This is a genomic window from Nocardia cyriacigeorgica, assembly GCF_029868385.1.
In the GTDB taxonomy this organism is placed as follows: domain Bacteria; phylum Actinomycetota; class Actinomycetes; order Mycobacteriales; family Mycobacteriaceae; genus Nocardia; species Nocardia cyriacigeorgica_F.
In genome coordinates, this window is the sequence record NZ_JARWNX010000017.1 from 16,532 (window position 1) to 41,527 (window position 24,996).

General features: G+C 68.3%; 25 protein-coding genes. 9 read left to right on the forward strand and 16 right to left on the reverse strand.

The genetic code is table 11. The features are described from left to right. Positions 1–2: 2 nt before the first annotated feature. A complete protein-coding gene (locus QH168_RS00965) occupies positions 3–908 on the reverse strand; it encodes a D-2-hydroxyacid dehydrogenase (RefSeq protein WP_432421008.1) in 906 nt (301 codons plus the stop codon). 145 nt (positions 909–1,053) lie between these two features. On the opposite strand from QH168_RS00965, the gene QH168_RS00970 reads away from it, so the two are divergent. The 6 genes from QH168_RS00970 (at position 1,054) to QH168_RS00995 (ending at position 6,746) form a co-directional block, all read left to right on the forward strand. Continuing rightward, complete coding sequence (locus QH168_RS00970) at positions 1,054–1,794, forward strand: maleate cis-trans isomerase family protein (RefSeq protein WP_280232437.1); 741 nt, start codon at positions 1,054–1,056, stop codon at positions 1,792–1,794. Then, positions 1,784–2,554 (forward strand): maleate cis-trans isomerase family protein, encoded by a 771-nt coding sequence (locus QH168_RS00975; protein ID WP_280232438.1) that lies wholly within the window; start codon positions 1,784–1,786, stop codon positions 2,552–2,554. The genes QH168_RS00970 and QH168_RS00975 overlap by 11 nt, the downstream gene beginning before the upstream one ends. A 50-nt stretch (positions 2,555–2,604) precedes the next feature. Continuing rightward, positions 2,605–3,270, forward strand: coding sequence for a GntR family transcriptional regulator (locus tag QH168_RS00980; RefSeq protein ID WP_280232439.1), 666 nt, complete (start codon positions 2,605–2,607; stop codon positions 3,268–3,270). 135 nt (positions 3,271–3,405) lie between these two features. Then, positions 3,406–4,521, forward strand: a complete 1,116-nt coding sequence (locus QH168_RS00985; RefSeq protein WP_280232440.1) for a sensor histidine kinase — start codon at positions 3,406–3,408, stop codon at positions 4,519–4,521. Beyond that, positions 4,512–5,156: a response regulator transcription factor gene (locus QH168_RS00990; RefSeq protein WP_280232441.1), complete on the forward strand. Its 645-nt coding sequence runs from the start codon at positions 4,512–4,514 to the stop codon at positions 5,154–5,156. The genes QH168_RS00985 and QH168_RS00990 overlap by 10 nt, the downstream gene beginning before the upstream one ends. A gap of 90 nt (positions 5,157–5,246) precedes the next feature. Next, positions 5,247–6,746: a serine hydrolase domain-containing protein gene (locus QH168_RS00995; protein WP_280232442.1), complete on the forward strand. Its 1,500-nt coding sequence runs from the start codon at positions 5,247–5,249 to the stop codon at positions 6,744–6,746. 62 nt (positions 6,747–6,808) lie between these two features. Here the strand turns inward: QH168_RS00995 and QH168_RS01000 are convergent, their stop codons facing one another. Both QH168_RS01000 and QH168_RS01005 read right to left on the reverse strand, forming a co-directional pair. Further along, positions 6,809–7,669 (reverse strand): hypothetical protein, encoded by an 861-nt coding sequence (locus QH168_RS01000; protein ID WP_280232443.1) that lies wholly within the window; start codon positions 7,667–7,669, stop codon positions 6,809–6,811. 261 nt (positions 7,670–7,930) lie between these two features. After that, on the reverse strand, positions 7,931–8,332 hold the full coding sequence (locus tag QH168_RS01005; RefSeq protein WP_280232444.1) for a DUF4345 domain-containing protein: 402 nt from the start codon (positions 8,330–8,332) through the stop codon (positions 7,931–7,933). Positions 8,333–8,471: 139 nt separating this feature from the next. Here QH168_RS01005 and QH168_RS01010 point away from each other — a divergent pair, with 139 nt between their 5' ends. Continuing rightward, on the forward strand, positions 8,472–9,086 hold the full coding sequence (locus QH168_RS01010; RefSeq protein WP_280232445.1) for a TetR/AcrR family transcriptional regulator: 615 nt from the start codon (positions 8,472–8,474) through the stop codon (positions 9,084–9,086). Position 9,087: 1 nt separating this feature from the next. On the opposite strand, the gene truB is transcribed toward QH168_RS01010, so the two are convergent. The 11 genes from truB to rimP all read right to left on the reverse strand — a co-directional run bounded on the left by truB (position 9,088) and on the right by rimP (position 20,711). Then, the gene (truB, locus tag QH168_RS01015; protein WP_280232446.1) at positions 9,088–10,002 is read right to left on the reverse strand and encodes a tRNA pseudouridine(55) synthase TruB; all 915 of its coding nucleotides are present in this window, start codon (positions 10,000–10,002) and stop codon (positions 9,088–9,090) included. After that, positions 10,002–10,667 carry a 4'-phosphopantetheinyl transferase Npt gene (gene npt, locus QH168_RS01020; RefSeq protein ID WP_280232447.1) on the reverse strand — a complete coding sequence of 222 codons (666 nt, stop codon included), beginning with the start codon at positions 10,665–10,667 and terminating at the stop codon, positions 10,002–10,004. The genes truB and npt overlap by 1 nt, the downstream gene beginning before the upstream one ends. Before the next feature lie 96 nt (positions 10,668–10,763). Then, a complete protein-coding gene (locus tag QH168_RS01025) occupies positions 10,764–11,720 on the reverse strand; it encodes a metallophosphoesterase family protein (protein WP_280232448.1) in 957 nt (318 codons plus the stop codon). A gap of 243 nt (positions 11,721–11,963) precedes the next feature. After that, positions 11,964–13,388, reverse strand: a complete 1,425-nt coding sequence (locus tag QH168_RS01030; protein WP_432421007.1) for an MATE family efflux transporter — start codon at positions 13,386–13,388, stop codon at positions 11,964–11,966. A 71-nt stretch (positions 13,389–13,459) separates the two neighbouring features. Beyond that, positions 13,460–14,491: a DHH family phosphoesterase gene (locus QH168_RS01035; protein ID WP_280232449.1), complete on the reverse strand. Its 1,032-nt coding sequence runs from the start codon at positions 14,489–14,491 to the stop codon at positions 13,460–13,462. Between the two features lie 77 nt (positions 14,492–14,568). Further along, positions 14,569–15,009, reverse strand: coding sequence for a 30S ribosome-binding factor RbfA (rbfA, locus tag QH168_RS01040; protein WP_280232450.1), 441 nt, complete (start codon positions 15,007–15,009; stop codon positions 14,569–14,571). 103 nt (positions 15,010–15,112) lie between these two features. Then, positions 15,113–15,403: a DUF503 domain-containing protein gene (locus QH168_RS01045; RefSeq protein ID WP_280232451.1), complete on the reverse strand. Its 291-nt coding sequence runs from the start codon at positions 15,401–15,403 to the stop codon at positions 15,113–15,115. Between the two features lie 77 nt (positions 15,404–15,480). Continuing rightward, positions 15,481–18,423: a translation initiation factor IF-2 gene (gene infB, locus QH168_RS01050; RefSeq protein ID WP_280232452.1), complete on the reverse strand. Its 2,943-nt coding sequence runs from the start codon at positions 18,421–18,423 to the stop codon at positions 15,481–15,483. A gap of 109 nt (positions 18,424–18,532) precedes the next feature. After that, complete coding sequence (locus QH168_RS01055; RefSeq protein ID WP_280232470.1) at positions 18,533–18,802, reverse strand: YlxR family protein; 270 nt, start codon at positions 18,800–18,802, stop codon at positions 18,533–18,535. Positions 18,803–19,005: 203 nt separating this feature from the next. Then, on the reverse strand, positions 19,006–20,034 hold the full coding sequence (gene nusA / locus QH168_RS01060; RefSeq protein WP_280232453.1) for a transcription termination factor NusA: 1,029 nt from the start codon (positions 20,032–20,034) through the stop codon (positions 19,006–19,008). Then, positions 20,031–20,711 carry a ribosome maturation factor RimP gene (rimP, locus tag QH168_RS01065; RefSeq protein WP_280232454.1) on the reverse strand — a complete coding sequence of 227 codons (681 nt, stop codon included), beginning with the start codon at positions 20,709–20,711 and terminating at the stop codon, positions 20,031–20,033. Before rimP ends, nusA begins: the two co-directional genes overlap by 4 nt. A 141-nt stretch (positions 20,712–20,852) precedes the next feature. Here rimP and QH168_RS01070 point away from each other — a divergent pair, with 141 nt between their 5' ends. Continuing rightward, positions 20,853–21,491, forward strand: coding sequence for a hypothetical protein (locus tag QH168_RS01070; RefSeq protein WP_348537563.1), 639 nt, complete (start codon positions 20,853–20,855; stop codon positions 21,489–21,491). Between the two features lie 34 nt (positions 21,492–21,525). Then, positions 21,526–21,960: a ferritin-like domain-containing protein gene (locus QH168_RS01075; protein ID WP_280232455.1), complete on the forward strand. Its 435-nt coding sequence runs from the start codon at positions 21,526–21,528 to the stop codon at positions 21,958–21,960. Positions 21,961–22,168: 208 nt separating this feature from the next. Here the strand turns inward: QH168_RS01075 and QH168_RS01080 are convergent, their stop codons facing one another. After that, complete coding sequence (locus tag QH168_RS01080) at positions 22,169–22,981, reverse strand: SDR family oxidoreductase (RefSeq protein ID WP_280232456.1); 813 nt, start codon at positions 22,979–22,981, stop codon at positions 22,169–22,171. A gap of 225 nt (positions 22,982–23,206) precedes the next feature. Continuing rightward, a complete protein-coding gene (locus QH168_RS01085) occupies positions 23,207–24,958 on the reverse strand; it encodes an acyl-CoA dehydrogenase family protein (protein WP_280232457.1) in 1,752 nt (583 codons plus the stop codon). Positions 24,959–24,996 lie beyond the last annotated feature (38 nt).

The following is a 24,996-nucleotide window of genomic DNA, read 5'->3' on the forward strand; positions in this document are numbered from 1 at the left end:
CTTCAGCCGGGCACGTACCCCAGCGTCTTGTCGACCACGTTGTCCAACGGACGACCATCCATCCACCGATCGAAGTTGTCGGTGAACACCCGGACGACCTCGGTGCGCCAACCGGCGACGTCGCCCGAATTGTGCGGGGTGATCTGTACATTCGGCATATCCCACAGCGGATGCCCCGGCGGCAGCGGCTCCGGATCCACCACGTCCAGCGCGGCACCGGCGATGGTTCCGTCACCGAGCGCGGCCACCAGATCGTCGGTGACCACGAGTTCCCCGCGTCCGACGTTGACAAACCTGGCGTGCGGTTTCATCGCGGCGAAAGCTCTGGCGTCGAACATCTTCCGGGTCTGCTCGGTCAGCGGCGCGATTGCGACGACGTAATCGGCCCATGGCAGTTCGGCGTGCAGATCCGATCCGACGGTACCGAAATCCGCATCGTCGTCGCGGGCGCGCCGACCGACCCCGCGGACCCGCATACCCACCGCCCGCAGCATGCGCGCGATGGTGCGGCCGATGGCGCCGGTGCCGACGATCAGCACGGCGGTTCCCGCGAGGCGCTCGGATTCCCGATGATGCCAGTGGTGGCGCTGTTGCAACCGGACCGATTCCGGCAGATCCTTCGCGAAGGCAAGGATCTGACCGAGGACGTATTCCGCGATGGCCGCGTCGAAGACGCCACGGGTATTGGTGACCACCACCTCGCTCGCTCTCAGCTCGGGGAACATCACCGGGTCCACGCCGGTCGCGCCCATATGCAGCCAGCGCAGCCGGTCGGCCGCATGCCATGCGCCGGGTAGCGCGCGGGTCAGGAAGTCGTAGACGAACAGCGCATCTGCCCCACGCAATGCCTCGGCCAGCCCGGATTCCTCCGTATAACGCACGGTGGCCCGGGCGCTCACCCGGGCCATCAGTTCCGAGTCGGGCACACTGTCACTGTGCAGGACGGCGACAACTGGGCCCTCTTTCACATTGACACAGTAAGATCACATCGTATGATTGTCAACAATCCGATCGTGTTCGGAGGTCTTCCGGCTGAGCGCGAGAGGGGCCGAAGTGGAATTCAGTTTCCCCGAGATCGAGGGCCCCGTCGCGCAGCGTGGGATCGGGATCATCGCGCCGTTCGACCTCGCGCTCGAACGGGAACTCTGGCGCTGGGCGCCCCTCGAGGTCAGCTTGCATCTGGCCCGCACCCCCTATGAACCGGTTCCGGTCTCACTGGCCATGGCCGAATTGGTGTCCAACCCGGCGCATCTGACCACCGCCACCCGCGACGTCCTGCATGTGGAACCCGAAGTCGTTGCCTACCTGTGTACTTCGGGCAGTTTCATCAAGGGCCTCGCCCATGAGCGATCACTGCGGGAGACCATCTGCCGGGCCGGAGCGCAGGACGCGGTCACCACCTCGGGCGCACTGGTCGAGGCGATCGGCCATCTCGGCGTCTCCCGGATCTCGGTGATCACCCCCTATGACGAGATCCTGACCGATCGGCTGCACGAATTCCTCGGTGAAGCGGGCTGCGCGGTGGTGCGCTCGGATCATCTCGGGCTCGGCGGCGGGATCTGGAAGGTCAACTACCGCACCATCGCCGAGCGCATCGTCGGTGCCGACCATCCCGATGCCGAGGCCATCTTCGTCAGCTGTACCAATCTGCCCACCTACGACATCATCGAACCGCTGGAGATGGCGCTCGGGAAACCGGTGCTGACCGCGAATCAACTCACCATGTGGGCCTGCCTCGGCCGAATGAAACTGCCGATGATGGGTCCGGGAAAGTGGCTGCTGGATGTGTTCTGACACCGCATCTCCAGGACGTGACGGTCTGCGGACGCCGACCGTCGGTTTCATCTACCCCGACCACGCGGCCGAGGACGACTACCCCCTGGCCGCGGCCGAACTCGGCGCCCGGCTCGAGGTCGCGCACATCTACGGCACCGACCTGCACGCCGTACCGGAACTGCTGGATCTGGGCAGCCCCGACAAACTGCGCCACGGCGCGCGGCTGCTCGCCCCGCACCGCCCGGCGGCGGTGGTGTGGGCCTGCACCTCGGGCAGTTTCGTCTACGGTCCCGAAGGCGCGCGCGAGCAGGTGCGGCAGTTGTCCGCCGACGCCGGTGTCCCCGCGTCGAGCACCAGCATCGCGTTCGTCGAGGCGGCGCGGGCACTGTCGGTGCGCCGGGTCGCCGTCGCGGCCAGCTATCCCGACGAGGTGGCGCGCTTGTTCGTGGAATTCCTGGCCGACGCCGACATCACGGTGACCGCCCTGTCGAGCGCTGGTATCGACACCGCCGCCGAGGTCGGCACCCTCACCCCCGATCAGGTGCTCGACCTGGCCATCGGCAATGATCATCCCGATGCGCAGGCGCTGCTGATCCCCGACACCGCCATGCACACCCTCGCGGTGCTGCCCCGACTGGAGGCGGCGCTGGGGAAGCCGGTACTCACCGCGAACCAGGTCAGCGTCTGGGAAGGACTCCGGCTGGGCGCCGTCCAGCGCGAGAGCATCGAGTTCGGCGCACTCTTCGGCGGCGGCTCCAGGAGGAGTCGGCATGCGTAACCACCGGACCTCGGGTCGCACCGGATCCGATACCGAAAGGTCGTCACACCATGTCCCTCGTTGATTTCGAACCGGTGAACCGGCAGTCGACCGCCGAGATGATCGCCGACCGGCTGCGCGAGGCCATCATGCGTGGCGGTCTGGCACCCGGCGATCAGCTGGGCGAAACCGAACTCGCCACCCGCTTCGGGGTATCGCGCGGTCCGGTGCGCGAGGCCATGCAGCGGCTCGTCTCGGAGGGCTTGCTCACCAGCATCCGCAATCGCGGGATCTTCGTCATCGATCTCACCCTCGACGATCTCATCGATATCTACCGCGCCAGATCCGCGCTCGAGGGCGGCGCGCTCACCCTGATCCTCGACCGACGCCGCGAAATCGCCTACAAGGCACTGGAACCGAGCGTCACCGCCATGCTCGCGCACGCCGAACAGGGCGAGGCCACCGCCGTCTCCGACGCCGATCAGGCCTTCCACGAAGCGCTCGTCGAGAGCGCGGGCAGCCCACGACTCGTCCGCGCGGCCCGCACCCTGCTCATCGAGACCCGCATGTGCCTCGGCGCCCTCCAGACCACCTACCCCGACCTGCGCGAACAGGCCAGCGAACACATCGCGTTGCGCGAGGCCATCGGTGCGGGACCCGCCGCCACGGCACACACATTGCTCGCCGAACACATGGACGACGCCGTGCGCAGACTGCGGGACCGCTACGCCGAGTGACAGGGCGGCGCGAACGGTCGGCCCGGCACGCTGAACACGAGGTCGACGGCGGCCGGGACCGGATGTGGGGCAGCCGGGCGATCATTACGGAAACCTTCGATGCGCGACCATGGAACCGGCCTTAGATTCGTAGCCGTGGTCGTGACGAGGGCTCATCTACGTGGCATCGCCGGGCTACTACTCGGCGCAGTGCTGGCAGTCGTGGAGGCGGTGTGGGTCGTCGTCGCGATGCCGATGGCGGCCGCGGGGCCGACCCGGCGACTATCGGTCAGCGGAACCCGCAGGCTCGCGCAATGGGAGCGGGCACGCGTCGGTCGGTACCTCGGATGTGCTGTCGCCCCCTCCCCGGTGAGTAGCCGCACGGTGGCATACCTGGCGGCGCGCGCCGTGGTGAGTGGACTCGGGGGCTGCGTGTTCGTACTGGTCGTTGTCTGGGCTGCGCTGAGTTCACGAGCCCTGTCCGGCGACGCCGGAAGCAGTGCCGAGATGAGCTGGTACGACCCGATCACCTGGACGGTGTTCGTGATGCTGATCGTCTTCTTGGGTGCACAGCTACTGCTGGGCCTGGCCGCACTGGAGCGGCGACTGGCCATGTGGGGGCTGGCACCCAGCGACAAGGACGTGCTGCGGCACCGGGTCGACCAGTTGTCGAGGACACGAGTGCAGGTACTGGAGGCGGTTTACGATGAGCGCCGCCGCATCGAGCGGGACCTGCACGACGGTGTGCAGCAGCGCTTGGTGGCGCTGGGCATGCTGCTCGGGCGAGCCCACCGCACACGGGATCCGGGCGTGGCGACGGAATTGTTCGTGCAGGCGCACGAGGAAGCTCGTCACGCATTGACAGAGTTGCGCGAGGTGGCCTGGCGCATCTACCCGGTCATTCTGGATGACGGCGGCCTGGGCGCCGCGCTGGAGTCGCTTGTCGAACGCTCCGCCACGCCGGTGGTTCTCGACTATGGCCTGGACACGCGGCCGAGCCAGGTGCAGGAGACAGTTGCCTATTTCACGGTATGCGAGGCGGTGACGAACGCACTCAAACACAGTGGATCCCAGCGCATCGAGGTCGCGGTGCACCAGGTCGGCACCACATTGACGGTCCGAGTCACCGACAGCGGGGTCGGCGGCGCGCGGGCCGACGGACGCGGTCTGTCCGGTCTTGCTCGCCGGGTGGCCGCGGTGGACGGCCGCTTCGAGATCCACAGCCCGCCGGGCGGCCCGACGATGCTCAGTGTGGAGATCCCATGCGCGTAGTCGTGGCCGAAGACAGCACCCTGTTGCGGGAGGGCCTCACTCGACTGCTCGAAGAGGCCCGCCATCACGTAGTCGCCGCGGTCGGCGACGGGGTCGAGTTGGTGGCGGCCTGCGATGAACATCGGCCGGACGTTGTCATCGCGGATGTGCGGATGCCGCCCACATTCACCAGCGAAGGACTGCGCGCCGGACTGACCGTGCGGCAGCAGCATCCGCGGACCGGGCTCCTCGTGCTGTCCCAGTACATCGAGAAGCGCTATGCCGAACAGCTCATCGATGGTGACGCGACAGGGATCGGCTATCTGCTGAAGGATCGAGTGGTCGACGTCGACGATTTTCTCGAGGCGGTGCATCGCGTCGGCACCGGAGGTACCGCGTTCGATCCCGAAGTCGTCCGGCGGTTGCTCAATCGCACCGGCCACACCGAGTCGCTGGGACGGCTCAGCGTACGCGAGCACGAAGTGCTCGGTCTCATGGCGCAGGGGTATACCAACGAGTCGATCGCCGGGCGGCTGTATCTGTCCCGCAGCTCGGTGGAGAAACACGCCAACGCGATCTTCGACAAGCTGGGCGTCGCGCATGCCGACGGCTACAACCGCCGAGTCCTGGCCATCGTGCGCTACCTCAGCGAGTAACCCCTCACCGTCCGATCCTGCCGCGCGGCCAGGCTGTCGCGCGGTCGCTCCGCCTTTTCTTCTGTATCCCGACATTGCGAAGGATTCGATATGAACGAGACCACCATGCGCCTGGTTGCCGGTGCAGCCACAGCGCTGCTCGGCCTCACCGCATTCGCCGTACCCGCCTCGGCGGTACCCGAGCGGCCCAGTAGCGCCGCGATCGCCGCCGTCGTGGAAGCCAACCTCGGCCCGATCAGACTGCCAGGCGTTGCCGTGGTGGTCGTCGAGAACGGGGAACTGGTCCATACCGGCGGGTACGGCCGGGACTCCCACGGCGAGCCGATCACCAGCGCGACTCCGATGCGCATCGCGTCCCTGTCGAAGTCGTTCACCGCGCTGGCGGTGATGCAATTGGCCGAGGCGGGCACGATCGGACTGGACGACCCCGTCATGCGGTATCTGCCGGAATTCTCGATGGCAGATCCCAGAGCCGACCGGATCACCATTCGCCACCTCCTCGATCACAGTTCGGGTATGTCGGACAGCTCCTACCCCGAATCGGCACTGCCCCAGCCGGACTCGCTGCGCGAGGCGGTCGCCGATCTGCGTCACGCCCGACTCGATGCCGCACCCGGAGAGCGACACGCTTACCACAACCCCAACTATTGGGTCGCTGCGCGATTGGTTGAGGCGGTCAGCGGGCAGCAATTCGCCGAATATCTCGACCGCCATGTCTTCACTCCACTACATATGGATTCGACGGTGACAGTAGATAATTCGCACGACCCGGTGCCCCGCCTGAGCGACGGGCACAACCGTTTCCTGGGAATCACCTGGCCGCGCCGAGAGCCCGAGCGATTCGTCGCCGGATCGGCCGGGATCGTCACCACCGCCGATGACCTCGCTCGTTGGCTCATGCTGCACACGGCACGAACGACGAGCACCGTATTGTCCGCGAGCGGGATCGACGAACTCCACCGCCCCAGCGCACCCGACGGGCACTACGCGCTCGGATGGGACAACCCCGACACCTCCACCGGCCAACGCCAGGTATCGCACAGCGGATCATCGTTCACCTCCACGGCGAACATGGTTCTGCTTCCGGGCAGCGGGTACGGGATCGGGTTGCTGTCCAACAGCCGGATGCCGCTCGAAGCCGACGCAGAGGCGATCATGGAGGACCTCATCGCGTTGACACGAGGCGTTTCCCCCGAGGGTTACCGCCTCCCGCTGGCATTCATCGCCGAACTGAGCGTCCTGGCCGCGGCCGTATCGATCGTTGTCGGCGGGGGTCGAAAGGCCAGAAGGGCCCGCGATTGGGCGGCGCGGCGTAAGGCCGCGGCATCGCGACCTCGGGTGGTCCTCGGTCTCGCCACCTGCCTCGTACCACTGCCGGTCTTCGTGTTCCTACCGCACATCCTCGAGCTGGTCACCGGAGGGCGCACGGTGACGTTCCTCCTCCTGTCCCACGTCTGGCCGACGTTCCTTGCCGCAGTCGGTGCCACCGCGGCTGTCGGTGCGGTGGTCGCGGCCGCCCGCATCCTCGCCCTCCGCGAACTCGCCACCGCCGCGCGGAGTCGAACCGGAGTCGATGGAGCCGACGCGTGAAGTCTGCCCGTCCACATACAGGTTCGAGACCGTATCGATGACGAGTGGCACTCGAGCCTTGGTCAGCAGTCCGGGAAATGACGTTCGAAACGTGCCGGTACACCGTCCGCACCGGCCCGAGACCAGCAGGTCTCATGGGGGAATGCCACATACGTGGACCATGCGCCGCCGTCGCGGCGGACCAGGCGTTGGCTGTCGCCGGGGACGTCCCAGGCGATGATGGCCCATCGGCCGTCGCATTCGGTGACCGTGGCCGAGGCGTCCGCCAGTTCGGGGCCCACCTGGAGATCGTGCTCGATGGTGTCGGCGGCGCACGGTGACGGTGCGCCGGATTCCTCGAAACGTAAGGTCCCGGCGACGGTTTCACCGGCGTGGGTGATGAACAGGCTGTGCATGCCCTCCGGTACGGGTGTGGTGCCGGGTGGTGGGTCCATGCCGAAGTAGTAGCAGCCGACGGGCACCTGGAAGCTCGTCACACCGGTCGCGTCGGTGATGCCGTCGCGGCGCAGCACCTCGGTGGTTTGACCGAGCGGAATGTCGCGGGTGGCCGGATCGCAGGGCTGGATCAGGCGCACGTTGACCGGGACGTCGGGGACACCGTTACCCGACAGCGTCTGGGTGCGGATGACCGCGGTGCCGTACACCGGCGGCGGCTCGGCCACCGGTGGAGCACCGGGTGGTTGTTGCGCCGACGCGGGCGCAGGGGCGGCCGGGTGCTGGCCCTGGGCCGGGGGTGTGGCGATGGACGGGCCGCGGCCGGTGGCGTCGCGCATATCGCTCGATACGGTCGGGTACGTGGTCCCGGCGCCGAGCACCGAGGCCGTCCCCGGGTCGGACGTGGTGGAACCGCCGTCATCGCCGCAGGACGTCAGCAGCGTTGCCGCCGCGACGAGGCCGAATACCGTGTGCACACTCCTGCGCATGGCCGTCACCCCTCGGGTTGACCGGATGTTATCCGCGTATCGCGCGCATATCGCCCAGAGTTACCGCCGTGCACCGGGTGTCATCGATGCCCGGCGGAATGGGGCGCGCGCGATGGCTCCATCATCCTGCTCGGGTGAACCGCCGCACAACAGCAGATCGCGCACTCGGACCCCTGCCCGTCGCGTCCGGGTTCCGGCCATGCCGAGACGCACAACGGGCGCGCCCGGAATCGAGCGGGCGAGCCGCGCCGACTCCGCCGGTCACGCGGGTACGGCCACCGGGCGGTTCCTGGACTCGACCGCCGCCGCCAGCGCGAAGAACACTGGCGGAAGCACGATCTCGATGACGGTCAGCACGATCTGGAACCAATGCGGCCAACCGTGCACCGCCAGCGAGATCACCCGCCCGATCGCACCGAGGGCGAAGATCGCGGCGAGCCAGCGCACCGCCCACAGACTGATCGGGTTCTGCCGCACCGCCCAGATCCAGGCCAGGCCGTAGCCGACGAAGATCGCACCGAAGAATCGGCTCTGACTGTCGGCGGTCACCCCGCTCCATTCCATATCGGGAACGGAATCGATGCCGAGGGCAAGGTGATAGCAGCCGATCGCGACGCAGGACACGCCCATCGTCCAGGTCAGCCAGGTGAGTGCGCGAGTCATGATGACCCTCCGATCAGCAGGAATTCGGTCGGGACGAATTCGATCGCCGCGCCGTGTGCTCCCCACCGGCGCCTTAGTAGACGTGCGTCTACAAAGACCATACGATCGTTGGTAGACACGCGTCAACTAAGCTGTGCGGATGAGTACCCGCCGCCGACTCGCCCCGGAGGAACGCCGCCGACTGCTGCTGGACGCCGGTGCGCGGCTGTTCGCCGAACGGCCCTATGACGCGGTGCTGATGGAGGACGTCGCCACCGCGGCCGGTGTCTCCCGCGCCCTGCTCTACCGACATTTCCCGAACAAACGCGATCTCTTCGCCGCCGTGTACGAGCGCGCCGCCGCCGATCTGCTGGTCGCCACCGAGTTCGACACCACCACTCCCCTCGCCGAGCAGCTCGCCGCCGGATTGGACGCCCACTTCGACTATTTCGAAGCCAACGCGCATTCGGTGATCGCCGCCAACCAGGTGCTCGCGACCGATCCGACGATCCAGGCGATCATCTCCGGTGAACTGGGCGAATTGCGGATGCGGCTGCTCGACATCCTCGGTGTGCGCGGGCAGCTGCGCGAGGCCACGTCGGCGGTGCTGATGTCATGGCTGACCTTCGTGCGCGTACTGACGATCGAATGGCTGACCAACCGCAGCCTCACCAGACAGCAGCTGCATCAGGTCAGTGTCGGCGCACTGCTCGGTGCGCTCGATCCACTGCTGGATCTGGCGAACCACCCGCTGACCGCGACCGACGAACCGTAGGTCAGACCAGGCCGCGCGGTCGGATCACCATGACCGGTGCGGCCCGCTTGCCCTTCTCCTCCAGCAGGGCGATGGCGGTCCCGTCCTCGGTCAGCGCCGCGTACACCCCCGGTATGCCGACCGGGTCGAGCCAGCGACCGTCGCGCAACGATTCGGACTGGGCGGGGTCGATCACCCGGTGCGCGAACGCGGTACGGACGGCGGCGTCGATATCGAGACTCAGATCGGGGCCGTCGGCGAGCTGGTCGAGGGTGCGGGCATGGTCGAGGGTGAACGGCCCGACCCTGGTGCGGCGCAGGGCGGTCAGATGCCCACCGACGCCGAGCGCGACGCCGAGGTCGCGGGCCAGTGCACGCACATAGGTGCCCGAGGAGCACTCGACGACGACATCCAGGTCCACGAATTCGTCGATATCGCGGCGTGCGAGCACCTCGAAGCGGTCGACGGTGACCGGCCGGGCGGCCAACCGCACCTCCTCACCGGCGCGGTGGCGGGCGTAGGCGCGTTCGCCGTCGATCTTGATGGCGCTCACGGTGGCGGGGACCTGCTGGATCTCACCGGTCAATGCGCTGATCCCGGCCGTGATGGCGGTATCGGTGACGGCGGTCGCGGGCGTGGTGGAGACGATCTCGCCTTCGGCGTCGTCGGTGGTCCGCGCCTGACCGAGCCGGATGGTCGCGGTGTAGGCCTTGGTGGTCAGGGTGAGCAGTCCGAGCAGTTTGGTGGCGCGTTCGATGCCGAGCACGAGTACGCCCGTCGCCATCGGGTCGAGCGTGCCCGCATGACCGACCTTCTTGGTGCGCAACAGTTTCCGGCAGCGAGCGACCACATCGTGGCTGGTCATTGCGCCGTCTTTGTCGACGATCAGCAGACCGCCGAGCCCGTCCGGTCCGAGCACCGGTTTATCGGCGGCCATCAGGTGTGCACGATCGCGGTGAGGATGAAACCGTCGGCGATCTGCCAGCGGCCGTCGAACGAAGTGAGCGGTACGCCGCCGTCGGTCACCTGACCGGGGATCAGCAGGTCGCTGTGGAAGGTGCCCGAGGCCTTGTCGGAGGCGTCATCGATGGTGAAGGTGATGTGCGCGTCCTCGAAACCGAGCCAGCGCGCGGTGAGTGGCCACCACGCCTTGTAGGTGGCTTCCTTCGCGCAGAACAGCAACCGGTCCAGGTGCAGATCGGACCCGGTGGCGCGCAGCCATTCGCGTTCCGCGGGCAGGCTCACCGAATCGAGCACACCGTCGGGCAGGGTCTCATGCGGTTCGGCGTCGATGCCGACGGAGCGGAACCGCAGCTTGTGGGCCAGCGCCGCCGCCCGATACCCGTCGCAGTGGGTGAGGCTGCCGACGATCCCGCGCGGCCATACCGGCGCGCCACGCTCGCCCTTGCCGATCGCGACCTCCGGCTCCCCCAGCTGCGCCAATGCCTGCCGGGCGCAGTGGCGCGCGCCGATGAAATCGCGCCGCCGCTTCTCCACCGACTTCGCGATCAGATGTTCCTCGGCCGGATGCGCCCGCAGTCCCTCCGGGTACACCAGCAACTCGGCCGACGCGACCCCGGCGGGCAGAATGTTCTCGATCATCGCGACCGAGCCTAATGGGTGCGTCGGTAGGTGATCGCCCGCAGCCCCGTGCCGAGCGGACCGAAGACCCACCCGACCGACATCGCACCGGGAACGCTACTGTCCGCGGCGACGCTGCGCCTTGCTCCGCATCTCGGCCGCGGCCGCCTCCATCTCGGGAGTGACCTTGAAATGGCCGCCCCACGAGTTCAGGGTGCCGGGCGGATACTCGGGCACGGGCAGGATCTGGCGCAGCAGCTTGTCTGGCAGACCGCGACGCTGCCATTCGCGTGGATAGCCGAGCGACACCTCTTCGAAGCGGACACCCTCGTAATAGGTGGTACGCGGGATGTGCAGATGGCCGTAGACCGAGCAGACCACGTTGTAGCGGATATGCCAGTCGGCGGTGAGGTCGGTGCCGCACCACAGCGCGAATTCCGGATAGAACAGCACATCGGTGGGTTCGCGGACCAGCGGGAAATGGTTGATCAGCACCAACGGCGTGCCCTCGGGCAAGGCGTCGAGCTTGCGCTGGGTCACCTGGACCCGCGCATGGCACCAGGCGTCGCGGGTGAGGTACGGATCGGGTGAGAGCAGGAATTCGTCGGTGGCCACGACATTGCGTTCCCTGGCCACGGCCAGACCCTCGGCCTTGGTCGTGGTGCCCTCCGGCAGGAACGAGTAGTCGTAGAGCAAGAACATCGGCGCCAGCGTCACCGCACCGCCGTAGGCCTCCGCACCCGCGCCGCGCCACACCGGGAACGGGTCCTCGGGGGTGAGCACATCCAGATCCCGGCAGATCGACACCAGATACTCGTACCGGGCCACACCGTTCATCTGCACCGGATCCTTGGCCGTCGTCCACAGCTCATGGTTGCCCGGCACCCAGATCACGGTCTTGAAGCGGCTGCGCAGCAGCTCCAACGACCACCGGATGTCATCGGACTTCTCCGCGACATCACCGGCCACGATCAGCCAGTCCTCCGGCGAATCGGGTTGGATCTGCTCGACGACGGGACGATTGCCCTGGTGCCCGACATGAATGTCGCTCACCGCCATCAACTTGGGTATCACCACACCCACCTTGGCATAAGCGCGAGCGCGCGGTTGCGGCACCACCCGACGACGGGTCACGAACACCGCACGGACCCGGCCGGACAGCCGCACGTCACCGGTAGCGCAGACGGCATCCGACTCACCGAAGGATCGACCACACCACCACTGCGAGACCGGAGGCCCGTCCCGACCGAGCACGAGGCGTCGCGCCGCACAGGTCGGACCGCAGTGACCACGCCCGCGACGCGCACGCCCGCTGGCTCATACGCGACTGCGCGGAATCTCGGCGCCCACGGTGGCCCACCGCCCCGACGCCGCCCGCCACACGACGGCCGCCATCCGCAACACCATGAACGCGACCAGACCGGACCAGATCCCCGCGATCCCCCAGTCGAACACCAGCGACAGCCAGATGGCGGGCAGGAAACCGATCAGCGCCGCACCGAGCGTGGTAGTGCGCAGATAGGCGGCGTCACCGGCGCCGAGCAGCACGCCATCGAGCGCGAAGACGATGCCGGCCACCGGGATCAGCGCGACGAAGAACCACCACACCACCCCGGTGCGATCCAGTACCGCGGCGTCGTCGGTGAACAGTGGCGGGATCACCGCCGCTGCCGCGGCGAAGATCGCGGCCAGTACCAGCGCGAAGACCTCCGACCATCCGGTGATCCGGCGGGCGAGGTGGCGGGCGCCGGGCGCATTGCCCGCACCGAGCGCCGCACCGACCAGGGTCTGCGCCGCGATGGCCAGCGAATCCAGGGTCAACGCAAGGAAATTCCACAATTGCAGCACCAGCTGATGCGTCGCCACCGACGCCGCACCGAACCGCGAGGCCACCGCGGCCGCCGAGACGAAACACGCTTGGAAGGCGAGGCTGCGCGCGATCAGATCACGGCCGAGCACCAGTTGTGCCCGCATGACCGAAGGCTGCGGCATCAGCGCGACGCGTTCGCGCATGAGGGCCGCGACGAACAGTGTGGCCGTCACCGCCTGGCCGATGGCATTGGCCACCGCCGATCCGGGCAGCTCCAATCGCGGCGCACCCAGCAGACCGTGCACCAGGATCGGGCACAGCACCGCCGACAAGGCCAGTCCGGCAACGACATACGTCAACGGCCGCCGGGTCTGTTGCACACCGCGCATCCAGCCGTTGCCCGCCATGGACAACAGGATCAGCGGCACCCCGAACAGCGCGATCCGCACCCAGTCCAGCGCCTCGGCCGCGATATCGCCACCACCCGAGATGGCCCCGACGATCGGCCTCGCGAAGATCTGCACGACCGCGACGATCACCAGCCCGATCCCAGCCGCCAGCCAACTCGCCTGCACCCCTTCGGCCACGGCACCGCGCTCGTCACCGGCGCCGTGTCGGCGCGCGGCCCGCGCCGTGGTGCCGTAGGCGAGGAAGGTCAGCTGCGAACTCACCTGCGCCAGAATCAATCCACCGACGGCGAGTCCGGCCAGTGCCAGCGCACCGAGACGTCCGACGACGGCGAGATCGAACAGCAGGTAGACGGGTTCGGCGACCAAGACCCCGAGCGTCGGCAACGCCAGTCCGAGAATCCGCCGCGGACCTGCCTCGACGGAGTCGTCCCCACGCGCGCCCGCGCCGAGATCGTCAGCGGACACGCTTCGGGTCGTCTCCGGTCCGGGCGGATCAGGCGCCGGTCGGGGGGCGGTCTGCATGCCGGGTTCGGTGCTGGGGACCGCAGGGCGGGCAGACGAACGCGAGGCTGGTGGCGGTTCGGCCTGCGCGCTCATCCGAGTCCGGCCAGCAGTTCGGCGACGATCTCCTCCGGGGTGCCATGCGCGGTGTAGCCCGCGGCGTATCGGTGCCCGCCCCCGCCGAGGGCGGTGGCGACGGCGGAGACGTCGAGTCCGTCGTGACGGTCGGGTCCGCTGTCCTTGGAGCGCAACGACACCGTCCAGCGGCCGGGATCGGGCGATTCCTTGAACACCGCGGCGACCCCGGCTTCGGCCGTGGTGCGCACGATATCGACGACGCTTTCGGCTTCCTCCTGGGTGACACCGTCCAGGTCGGCGCGGCGCACCAGGACGTACACGAGCCCGACGCCACCATGTGCGTCCGGCTCCAGGCGCGCGGTGCCGAGCACCCGCGACAGCATCGGCAGCCAGCCGAAGGGATGGGTGTCGAGCAGGGTCTGCGCGATCTCGGCACCGTCGATACCGGTGGCGAGCAGCCGTTCGGCCAGCTCATGGGTGCCGGGGCGCACCCAGCGGAACGATCCGGTATCGGTCACCAGACCGGCGTAGAGACAGTGCGCGACGGACCGGTCGATCGGCTCACCCCAGGCGTCGAACAGCCGGGTGAGCACGCTCGTGGTCGATTCCGCCCACGGGTCGATGAGATTGATCGTCCCGAAACGGGTGTTGGACCGGTGATGGTCGATGACCAGGGTCTCGGCCGCGCCGGTGAGCCGATCGGCCAGTGCGCCGAGCCGCGCGGCGCTGCCGCAGTCCACGGCCACCAGCAGATCCACCTCGTCCGGTACCTCGGCGGGCGACACCAGATGGTGCGCGCCGGGTAGTGAACTCATCGAAACCGGTAGCTGCGCGGGTTCGGCGAAGGACACCCGCACCGCGATTCCGCGTCGATGCAGGACCTGAGCCAATGCCAGCCCGCTGCCGATGGTGTCGGCGTCGGGCTGGACGTGGCACAGCACGGTGACCGATGCGGCGGCCGTCAACGCCTGTACCGCCGCGGCGAATTCCTCGGCGCCCGGCCGTGCCGTCTCCGCGCCGTCCGCGGTCTGTCCAGTTGTCGTCATCGCCCACCGCGAACTCGGATCGTCCCCGCGTACACGGGGAGCACTGCCGATGGTCGAGTCATGACCATCGGCGATGCCTAGTCCTCGTCACGCTCGACCTTGTACGGGTCGGTTTCTCCGGCGTGGGTGGCATTGGCCGCCACCTTCGCCACCTCGTCGTCGAGGGCCCTGGCCTTGGCCAGGAGATCCTCCATCTGCCGCGCCGCATCCGGCACGGTGTCGAGGACGAACGACAGCGTCGGGGTGAACTTGACGCCGGTCCCCTCGCCGACCTTCGAGCGCAGCACGCCCTTGGCCTTCTCCAGACCCGCCGCCGCAGCGGTGTAATCCGGTTCGGCGTCGATGGTTTCACCCATCACCGTGTAGTACACGGTGGCATCACGTAGGTCGCCGGTGACCTTCGCGTCGGTAATGGTCACGAACCGCAGCCGCGGATCCTTCACCTCGTATTCGATCGCGGTAGCCACGATCGCCGAGATCCGCTTGGCGAGTCGGCGTGCCCTGGCTTGATCCGCCATGGCCGCTCCTTCCTCACGTTATGAGATCTGTATCCAATTGCGGTGGCAGTGGGGCCCTACGTGGTCACGCAAGCCGCCTCCTTCGGGCCCGTCGCTGCCACCGCTAATCTTCAGGTCCGAAGACCCGGCGGCGTACCGCCAGCAACTGTAACTCCGGACGTGCCGCGACATGCCGTTCACATTTGTCGAGGACCTCGCTGAGGTGGTCCATTCCGGCACTGACCATGGCCACTCCCAGCAGTGTGCGGCGGTAGCGGTCATGGTCCCCGCCCTCGGCGGCACTCACCCCGAAGCGTTGCAGTTCGGCCAGGATCGGCCGGATCACCGAACGCTTCTCTTTCAGCGAATGCACATCTCCGAGCAGGATGTCGAACTCGAGTGCACCGAGGTACACACAACCTCCAGTTCCGAGCGACGCGACCGGGTGACCGGCGGAGAGGAAACCCGCCGGTCACCCGATATCGGTCACGATCAGTCGCGCGGCTTCTCGCGCAACTCGTATGCCTCGATGACGTCGCCTTCCTTGATATCGGAGTAGGTGAGCGTCATACCGCATTCGAAGCCCTCGCGGACCTCGGTGGCATCGTCCTTCTCCCGCTTGAGCGAGGAGATGGTGACGGTCTCGGCGACCACCACGTTGTCGCGCAGCAGGCGCGCCTTGGCGTTGCGCTTGACCGAACCCGAGGTGACCATGCAACCGGCGATATTGCCGACCTTCGACGAACGGAAGATCGCCCGGATCTCGGCCCGACCCAGCTCGACCTCTTCGTAGATCGGCTTGAGCATGCCCTTGAGGGCCTTCTCGATCTCGTCGATGGCCTGGTAGATCACCGAGTAGTACCGGATGTCGACACCCTCGCGGTTGGCCAGTTCGGTGGCCTTGCCCTCGGCCCGGACGTTGAACCCGATGATGATCGCGTTCGACGCCGAGGCCAGGTTGACGTTGGTCTCGGTGACACCACCGACACCGCGGTCGATGACCCGCAGACGCACCTCGTCGTCGACCTCGATACCGAGCAGGGCCTCTTCGAGGGCCTCGACGGTACCGGAGTTGTCGCCCTTGAGGATCAGGTTCAGCTCCGAAGTCTCCTTCAGCGCGGCATCCAGATCTTCCAGGCTGATCCGCTTGCGGCTGCGTGCGGCCAGCGCGTTGCGCTTGCGTGCGTTGCGCCGGTCGGCGATCTGACGGGCGATGCGGTCCTCGTCGACGACCAGCAGGTTGTCACCGGCGCCGGGCACCGAGGTGAAGCCGACGACCTGGACCGGCCGCGACGGCAGCGCCGCCTCGACGTCCTCGCCGTGTTCGTCCACCATGCGGCGCACGCGACCGTAGGCGTCACCGGCCACGATCGAATCGCCGACGCGCAGCGTGCCGCGCTGGATCAGCACCGTGGCGACCGGGCCGCGACCGCGGTCCAGATGCGCTTCGATGGCGACACCCTGGGCGTCCATATCCGGGTTGGCCCGCAGGTCCAGCGAGGCGTCCGCGGTGAGCAGCACCGCTTCGAGCAGGGCGTCGATATTGGTGCCCTGTTTGGCGGAGATGTCGACGAACATGGTGTCGCCGCCGTACTCCTCGGCCACCAGGTTGTATTCGGTCAGCTGCTGCCGGATCTTCTCCGGGTTCGCGCCTTCCTTGTCGATCTTGTTGACCGCCACCACGATCGGCACATCGGCCGCCTGCGCGTGGTTGATGGCCTCCACCGTCTGCGGCATGACGCCGTCGTCGGCGGCGACCACAAGGATCGCGATATCGGTGGCCTTCGCACCGCGGGCACGCATGGCGGTGAACGCCTCGTGACCGGGGGTGTCGATGAAGGTGATCAGGCGATCGTCGGCACCGAGGTGGGTGAGGACCTGGTAGGCGCCGATGTGCTGGGTGATGCCACCGGCCTCGCCCTCGCGGACGTTGGCTTTACGGATGGTGTCCAGCAGTCGGGTCTTACCGTGGTCGACGTGACCCATGACGGTCACCACCGGCGGACGCTGCTCGAGATCGTCTTCGCCGCCTTCGTCCTCGCCGTAGGTGAGGTCGAACGATTCCAGCAGCTCGCGGTCCTCGTCCTCGGGGCTGACCACATGCACGACGTAGTTCATCTCGCTGCCGAGCAGCTCGAGGGTCTCGTCGTTCACCGACTGGGTCGCGGTGACCATCTCACCGAGGTTGAACAGGGCCTGCACCAGCGAGGCCGGGTTCGCGTCGATCTTCTCGGCGAAGTCCGACAGCGAGGCGCCGCGGGCGAGCCGGATGATCTCGCCGTTGCCGCGGGGCAGCCGCACGCCGCCGACGGCGGGCGCCTGCATGTTCTCGTATTCGGCGCGTTTGGCCCGCTTCGACTTGCGACCGCGACGCGGCGCGCCACCGGGACGACCGAACGCACCGGCCGCACCACCGCGACCGCCGGGTCCACCCGGACGACCGCCGCCGCCACCGGGACGACCACGGAAACCACCGGCTGCGGGTGCACCGGCACCGGCGCCGGGGGCACCGCCACCGCCACCGCGGTAGCCGCCACCGCCGCCGCCACCACCGGGACGACCGCCGGGACCGCCCGGACGACCGCCGCCGCCGGGACGTCCGGCGCCGCCACCGGGGCCTGGACGCGCCGAACGCGCGGGCATGGCACCGGGGCTGGGGCGCGGGGGCATGGAGCCGGGGCTCGGACGCGGACCGCCGGGACGCGGGCCACTACCCTGCGCGGCGGCCGGACGGGGGCCACCCTGGGCCGGACCGGGACGGGGACCGCCCTGAGCCGGGCCGGGACGCGGACCACCCTGACCGGGCGCCGGACGACCACCGGCCTGGCCGGGACTCGGACGCGGGGCCGGACGCTCGCGCTCACGTTCGGGCGCGGACGAGAACGGGTTGTTGCCGACACGCGGGGTCTTCGGGCCGGGCTTGGGACCGGCCGGACGCGGAGCGGCCTGCGCGGGCGCGCCGGGACGCTGCTGACCGGGACGCGGGGCACCCGGTGTGGGCCGGGTACCGGGCTGGGCCTGCGCGGCCTTGGCCGCCGGAGCGGGGCTCGGCGCCTGCGCCGCTTCCTGAGCGGGCGCGGGGGCCGGGCCGGGCTTCACCGCGGGGCCGGGACGCGGAGCCGGGGTCGCGGGCGCCGCGGGGGCGGCGGCCTGAGCGGGCGCCGGGGTACGCGGGCCCGGACGCGGACCACCCGCGGCGGGTTTGGCGGCCGGACGGGCCGCGGTCGACGGACCGGGCTTCGCGCCTGCCGTGGCACCGTCAGCGGGTGCGGATTTGGATGCGACCGATTCACGCAGACGGCGCGCGACGGGTGCTTCCACCGTCGACGACGCCGATTTCACGAACTCGCCCTGCTCCTTGAGCTTTGCGAGTAGTTCCTTACTTGTGACACCGAGTTCCTTGGCCAACTCGTGCACGCGGGCCTTGCCTGCCACTGCTCTCCTCACTGAGAGGTCGAGCAGCGCCACCGTTGTTCAGGGACGGGGCCCGCACGACCTCGGGTTATCTCCGATGGACGTTCATCGTTGGTACTTCACGGTGTGCTCATGAGTGCTCGTGCCTGTTCTCGAGGTAATGCTCCAGGGCTGAGATATCCAGATGTCCGGACACTCGTAGTGCTCTGCCGATCGCTCGGCGCCGAACCGCAGTGCTCAGACAGGCGGAAAGGGGGTGCAACCAGGCACCCCTTCCGGGAAGTCTGCGCCGCGGATCGGGAACGATCACGACGACGTCACCGTCGCCTGCTTCTCGTGCCACGATCCGCAACAGGTCGGCGGCCAGCGCGCGCTCTCGGCATCCGATACACGTTCGCACCGGAGCGGCCGGGCGCTGGGGCGCCGATGGATGCTCGGTGGTGCGTTCGGGCGGGAAAACCGACGGCTCGTGCTGAACCTTGGACCACTCTACCGCTGCCACGGTCCGATCACCGAACCCCGCCCCCGCCGAAGTTACCAACATGTCATCCCGGCCGGTTGTTCCGCTGGCCACGGCGCCGGGCCGCACTCGTCGAGCATGGGTCAACTGTGCCGGGCCTCCGTGCGCACCCCGTCACCGGCGTCAGGTGCGGCGTCGCTGCGGATATCGATGCGCCAGCCGGTCAGCCGGGCGGCCAGGCGCGCGTTCTGCCCCTCCTTGCCGATGGCCAGCGAGAGCTGGAAATCGGGGACGACGACCCGCGCGGCCCGCGCCTCGGGATCGACGATTGTGACCGAGACCACCTTCGAGGGGGACAGTGCATTGCCGACGAAGGCGGCCGGATCCTCGGCGTAATCGATGATGTCGATCTTCTCGCCCGCCAGTTCGCTCATCACATTGCGCACGCGCTGGCCCATCGGGCCGATACACGCGCCCTTGGCGTTGACGCCCGACACCGTGGAGCGCACCGCGATCTTGGAGCGGTGCCCGGCCTCACGGGCGACGGCGACGATCTCCACCGAACCGTCGGCGATCTCGGGGACCTCGAGCGCGAACAGCCGACGCACCAGATTCGGATGGGTACGCGACAGCGTGATCTGCGGACCGCGTGGACCGCGCGAGACACCGACGACATAACACTTGATGCGGTCGCCGTGCTCGTAACTTTCACCGGGCACCTGCTCGGCGGGCGGGATCAGGCCCTCGGCGCCGTGCAGTTCACTGCCGATGCGCACCACGATGGTCCCGCGGGCATTGGCGCGGGCGTCGCGCTGGACGACGCCGCCGACGATATCGCCCTCATGGGTGGAGAATTCGCCGAAGGACTTCTCGTTCTCGGCGTCGCGCAGCCGTTGCAGTACGACCTGGCGGGCGGTGGTGGCGGCGATGCGGCCGAAACCCTCAGGGGTGTCGTCCCATTCGGAGATGACGTTGCCGTCGGCGTCGAGTTCACGCGCCATCACCCGCACCACACCGGTCTTCTGGTTGATGTCGATGCGCGCGTTGGGTTGGTGGCCCTCGGTATGCCGGTAGGCGGTCAGCAGCGCGGACTCGATCGCGGAGATCACGGTCTCGATCGAGATCCCCTTGTCGGCGACGATCGCGCGCAAGGCTTCGATTTCGATGTTCATTCCACGGTCCCTTCGGTCGAATCGGACGCTGCAACAGGCTGGGGCGGCGCCCCGGTGGTTCCTCCGGTGTCCGCGGCGTCCTGGTCCGCGGGAACGGCTGTGGTCGGTTCGCTGCCGGGGGCGGGCCTACCCGGTGCGACGCCGCCCGCGAGTTCGAGTTCGCGGGGGCTCGGCGGGGAGAACTCCACCTGGACGACGGCGGTGGCGATATCGGCCAGCGCCACATTCACCCGGTGCGGCTTGGCCTTACCGCCGAGCACCAGTGCGATGGTGTCGTCGGCGAGCTTGCCCACCCTGGCGTCGAAGGTCGCCGATCCGCCGGGGTCGGGGGGCTCCGCGCCGGGACGCAGCGTTATGCGCACCTTGCGGCCCTGCGCTCGCCGCCACTGCCGTTCGGTGCTCAGCGGGCGGTCGACGCCAGGGGTGGACACCTCGAGCAGATAGGGCGATTCACCGAAATCACCGGCGTCGTCGAGCCGGGTCGAGACCTCGTTGCTGAGGTCGGCGATGGAGTCGAGGTCGGCGGGGTCGTCGCTGTCCACGATCACCCGAACCCGAGCCTGGGCATCGGCATGCCGTCCGGCCGTCGAGATCTCGACGCCCTCGAGATCGAATCCCCGGCGTTCGACGAGTCCAGCAACGAGCTGGCTCACCCTTTCCTCGGTCGGCATCGGCATGTGGGGCGGCTCCTGGTTCAGTTGTGGCGCGAGCGGAAATTATCTGTACCGAAGGTCTAGCGTAACGCGCCCGGAGAGTGTAAAGGACGATCGGCTACAAGCAAGTTTCCCCAGCGCGTGGCGCCACGGACGGACGGTGTCGTGGCGGGACCGATCCGGGCGGCGGGCGCGGCGCGGACCTCGGGCAGGCGTGGGGCGCGCGTCTGGCACGATAGTGCGGTGCCCAACCGCCATCCCATCCGGTCCGAGGCCGGGTGTACTTCCGGCATACCGATCGATCGGCACGATCTCCGCTTCCGTCCGGTGAACCGCCGCACCGCATTGCGGCTGGCCGGTGGTGGCGCGGTCGGTGTCGCCGCGCTCGCCGCCCTCGCCGGTTGTGCGGAGGAATCGGCGCTCGAACCCGATCCGCTGACCGCACAAGAGCTTCTGGCGCGGACCGATGCGGCGGCGGCCACCGCGGCCATCGCGCTCGATCCGCAGCGCCACGGCGCGCTGACGCTGATCGCCGCCGAACGCACCGCGCACGCCGAGGCATTGCGCACCGAGATCGACCGTCTGGTCGGGGTGTACGGCGACGGCACCCTACCGAGCCGACGGCAGCCGCAGGTGACCGTCGCTCCCGCAGCACCGGTCGATATCGCCACCCTGCGTGATCAGCTCGGCGGTTCCCAGCGCGCGGCCGCCGACCTCGCGCCCACGCTGTCCGGTTACCGCGCGGGCCTGCTCGCTTCGATCAGCGCCGCCTGCGCGGTGCACGCGGGGGTGTTGCTGCCATGACCGAGCCGAGATCCCACGCGACGGAGGACACCGTATGACCGAGTCCGAACGCCGCGCCCTGCTCGACGCACTCGCCGCCGAGCACGCGGCCGTGTACGCCTACGGCGTGATCGCGGCCCATGCCTCCCCCGAGCGCGATCAGCTGGTGGCCGAGAACACCGCCGCTCACCGGGCCCGCCGCGACACCACCATCGGCCTCATCGAGGCCGAAGGCGTCACCGTGCCGCCGCCCGATGCCGCTTACACGATGCCGTTCCCGGTAGCCGATCCCGTGGCCGCCGCCCAGCTGGCCGCGGCCGTCGAATCCGATACCGCGGTGGCCTGGCGTTCGGTGGTCGAACAGGGCCGGTCGGAGACCACGCGCCGCACCAGTGTCGATGCGCTCACCGAATGCGCCGTCCGCCTTGCGGTCTGGCAGTCGGTGCTCGGCGTGGCGCCACCGACGACACCGTTCCCCGGCCAGCCGTAACCCCGCCGCTCGCCCGGCGGTAGCGTCACGCAGCGCCGACCGGCGGCGAGCTCACACAACCTGGCGCGCTACAGCCGGACCTGCGGCCCCGGACGCGCGGCGGACGGACGAAGGAGACCGCGGCATCGATGTGCACGGTTGCTCCACCGTATCGGCGGCCCCTGCCCCACGACCGGCGTCCGGTAACCGCCGCGCGAATCGTCGGCGGCTATGCGTCGAACAGGGCGGTGTGTTCGCGCGCCCACTGGGCGAAGGTGCGGGCGGGGCGGCCGGTGAGCTGTTCGACGCTTCCGGTCGGGGCGGTCGGGTTCTCCTCGCCGCCGCCGAGCACATTGTCGACATACCATTCGGCGTTCTCGCCCATGCTCGGCGTCAATGCCGTCACCGCCTCCTCGCGGGAGACACGGAGGAACTCGATATCGCGGCCCAGCGACGCACCGAGCTGGCGCACCAGCTCCCGACGGGTCAGGATTTCCGGCCCCGCGAGCCAATGGGCCTTTCCGGTGTGCGCATCACCGTCGAGCAGCGCGACCGCGGCGACAGCGGCGATATCGTCCATGGCGATCGGCGCGCTGGCGATCTCGGGGTACGGCTCCCGGACGGCGCCGGTATCGCGGATCTGCTGAGCCCAGGTCTGGGTGTTCTCCATGAAGTCGCCGGGCCACAGATGCGTCCATGCCAGACCGCTGTCCTCGACCGCGCGGGTCACACTCCCCCACCAACTCTCCGGTTCGCCGGAAAGGTCCACCACATGCCGTACACCGGCCGCACGCGCCAGCTCCAGGACCTCGCCCACGGTGTCCGGTGTCGGCGCGAGATACAGGCGATCCACACCGTCCAGAGCGGCGGGGAGTGTGTCCACACGCCGCAGATATCCTTCGGCCACTTCGACTTCCGCGGGCAGGGCCGCCTTGACCGGATCGTTGGTCAGGGCGCGCACTCCCGTCGCACCACGCGCCAAGAGATGATCCACTACCTTCCGGCCGATGTTGCCGGTCGCGCCGGTCACCAAGATCGTCACCGTATGTCCTCCCTGATCGAATGAGCCTGCTCCGCCATTCTTGCCAGGGTTCACCGGCGCGCGCATATGCCAATTTTTCGAGGCGAGACGAGGCACCCCCGTCGAGTACGACTCGACGGGGGTGCCGACGGCTACTGCGGTTGCCTACGGCCGCGCTCGTCTCCGTCACGTGGCCGGTCCGGATCGGCTCCCGACTCTCGGACCGGCACGAAGCCGGATGCGGAATCAGGGGCGCATTTCGTAAGCCCCGTCGTAGGAGGCGACCTCGCCCCACACCCGGTCGAAGCGCTCACGGTCGGCGGCGGGGGTGCGCAGGGCGCCGAGAGCCCACTGCTGCTGGGCCTCGCTGGCGGAGGGCTTGCCGTAGAGGGTGGTGGCGTAGGTGTTGAAGTCGCGGATCTGGAAGTCGAAGATCTGGGCGAGCAGATCGGGGTCCAGGCCGGTGATCGCGGCCTGTTCCAGGATCAGCTGACCGTAGACGACCAGGGAGAACAGGTGGCCGATGGTCAGCATGAAGTCCAGGTCGCGCTGCTGGTCGGCATCGGGCGCCGCGGTGGCGAGCAGGGTGCGCAGGGCCTGGGCCTGCTCGTAGAAGCGGGCGACGTTCGGGATGTCGGTGTGCTTGTCGTAGACCTGGGTCCAGTCCGCGAACTGCACCTTGCCCGCGCCGCGTGCGGGGCCCTGCCGCCAGAAGAACTCGTCGTCGGCGGCATCGAGACGGGTGCCGATCTCGGGGTAGTCCTTCGGGTTGAACAGGTAGTTCGGCATGAACTTCAGGATCTGGCCGACATTGACGTGCACGGTGCCCTCGAGCCGGGGCAGTGTGTTGATCAGCCGGGCGACCTGCGCGAAGTAGGTGTTCTTCTCGAAACCCTTGGCGGCCAGCACATCCAGCAGCAGGGTCATCACGACCTCGCCCTCGGAGGTCACCTTCGACTTGGTCATCGGGTTGAACAGCAGATAGCGGCGGTCTTCCAGGCTCGCGCTGCGGAAGTAGTCGACGGCGCGGTCGCTGAACAGTTTCATCGCGACGATGCGGGCGTAGGCGTCGACGAAATTGGTGCGCACATGCGGGAAGTCGGTGACCGGGTTGCCGTAGAGGATCCGGTTGTTCGCGTGGGTGATGGCCTCGTAGAACGAATGCTCGACCATGCCGATGCCGCCGTGGCACAGGTTGAACTTGCCGACGTTGACGGTGTTGAGCGCCGCGCTGAACGCCTCGGGACCGGTGTGCAGGATGTCCTCGGCACGGACCGGATAGTTCTCCAGCCGGAAGGTGCTCACATACATCTGCTGACGCACCACATTGCCGAGCAGGTGGTAGTTCTCATGCCTGCTGTCGGCGGCGAACCAGACATAGCCCTCGGCGCCGTCCACATCGGCGCGGCGGGAGAACACCGACACCATGCTCGCGACATTGCCGTTGCCGATGTAGTACTTCTCGCCGTTGGCGCGGAACAGGATTCCGGCCTCGGCGTCGGCGCTGCCCGGTTCGGTCGGGGTGAGCACCAGATCGGTGTTGTAGATATCGGCGCCGTGCTCCCGTTCGGACAGCCCGAACGCCATCACCTCACCGGCGGCCAGATCACGGGCCGCCCGCTGCTTGGCGGCCTCGTTATCGCTCTGCCAGATGGGGCCGAGACCGAGGATGGTGACCTGTTCGGCGTACCAGTAGGCGAGTCCGTAGAAACCGAAGATCTCCGACAGCGCGGCATTGCGTGCGGCATCCCAGCGCCGGTCGGCGTCACCGTCGGCGTAGGCGGATGGGGTGAGGAAGGTGGCGAACAGCTTCTCCCGTTTCACGAACTCCAGGAAGTCCGCCGTGAACACCGCGTCGTCGTCATCGGCGAGGAGTTGTTGCTTACCCCGCGTCTCGAACCATTCGATCGTCGCCCGCAGCAGCCGCCGCGTCTCGGCATCGAAATGCTGCGGATCGTAGGAGGCCGGATTGAACAGCAACGCATCGGAGCTCGTCATGCGCGCCAACCTACCAGTGGGTAGCGCCGATTCACCGG

Excerpts from the sequence above, each read along its gene's own strand:
- QH168_RS01010 (WP_280232445.1), top strand. The coding sequence starts at position 8,472 with ATGAGTACCCGCCGCCGACTCGCCCCGGAGGAACGCCGCCGACTGCTG.
- rimP (WP_280232454.1), bottom strand. The coding sequence starts at position 20,711 with ATGCCGATGCCGACCGAGGAAAGGGTGAGCCAGCTCGTTGCTGGACTC.
- nusA (WP_280232453.1), bottom strand. The coding sequence starts at position 20,034 with ATGAACATCGAAATCGAAGCCTTGCGCGCGATCGTCGCCGACAAGGGG.
- QH168_RS01075 (WP_280232455.1), top strand. The coding sequence starts at position 21,526 with ATGACCGAGTCCGAACGCCGCGCCCTGCTCGACGCACTCGCCGCCGAG.
- QH168_RS01000 (WP_280232443.1), bottom strand. The coding sequence starts at position 7,669 with ATGCGCAGGAGTGTGCACACGGTATTCGGCCTCGTCGCGGCGGCAACG.
- QH168_RS00980 (WP_280232439.1), top strand. The coding sequence starts at position 2,605 with ATGTCCCTCGTTGATTTCGAACCGGTGAACCGGCAGTCGACCGCCGAG.
- QH168_RS01035 (WP_280232449.1), bottom strand. The coding sequence starts at position 14,491 with ATGACGACAACTGGACAGACCGCGGACGGCGCGGAGACGGCACGGCCG.
- QH168_RS00995 (WP_280232442.1), top strand. The coding sequence starts at position 5,247 with ATGAACGAGACCACCATGCGCCTGGTTGCCGGTGCAGCCACAGCGCTG.
- npt (WP_280232447.1), bottom strand. The coding sequence starts at position 10,667 with ATGATCGAGAACATTCTGCCCGCCGGGGTCGCGTCGGCCGAGTTGCTG.
- QH168_RS00965 (WP_432421008.1), bottom strand. The coding sequence starts at position 908 with ATGGCCCGGGTGAGCGCCCGGGCCACCGTGCGTTATACGGAGGAATCC.
- QH168_RS01005 (WP_280232444.1), bottom strand. The coding sequence starts at position 8,332 with ATGACTCGCGCACTCACCTGGCTGACCTGGACGATGGGCGTGTCCTGC.
- QH168_RS01085 (WP_280232457.1), bottom strand. The coding sequence starts at position 24,958 with ATGACGAGCTCCGATGCGTTGCTGTTCAATCCGGCCTCCTACGATCCG.
- truB (WP_280232446.1), bottom strand. The coding sequence starts at position 10,002 with ATGGCCGCCGATAAACCGGTGCTCGGACCGGACGGGCTCGGCGGTCTG.
- QH168_RS00975 (WP_280232438.1), top strand. The coding sequence starts at position 1,784 with ATGTGTTCTGACACCGCATCTCCAGGACGTGACGGTCTGCGGACGCCG.
- QH168_RS00990 (WP_280232441.1), top strand. The coding sequence starts at position 4,512 with ATGCGCGTAGTCGTGGCCGAAGACAGCACCCTGTTGCGGGAGGGCCTC.
- QH168_RS01030 (WP_432421007.1), bottom strand. The coding sequence starts at position 13,388 with ATGCAGACCGCCCCCCGACCGGCGCCTGATCCGCCCGGACCGGAGACG.
- rbfA (WP_280232450.1), bottom strand. The coding sequence starts at position 15,009 with ATGGCGGATCAAGCCAGGGCACGCCGACTCGCCAAGCGGATCTCGGCG.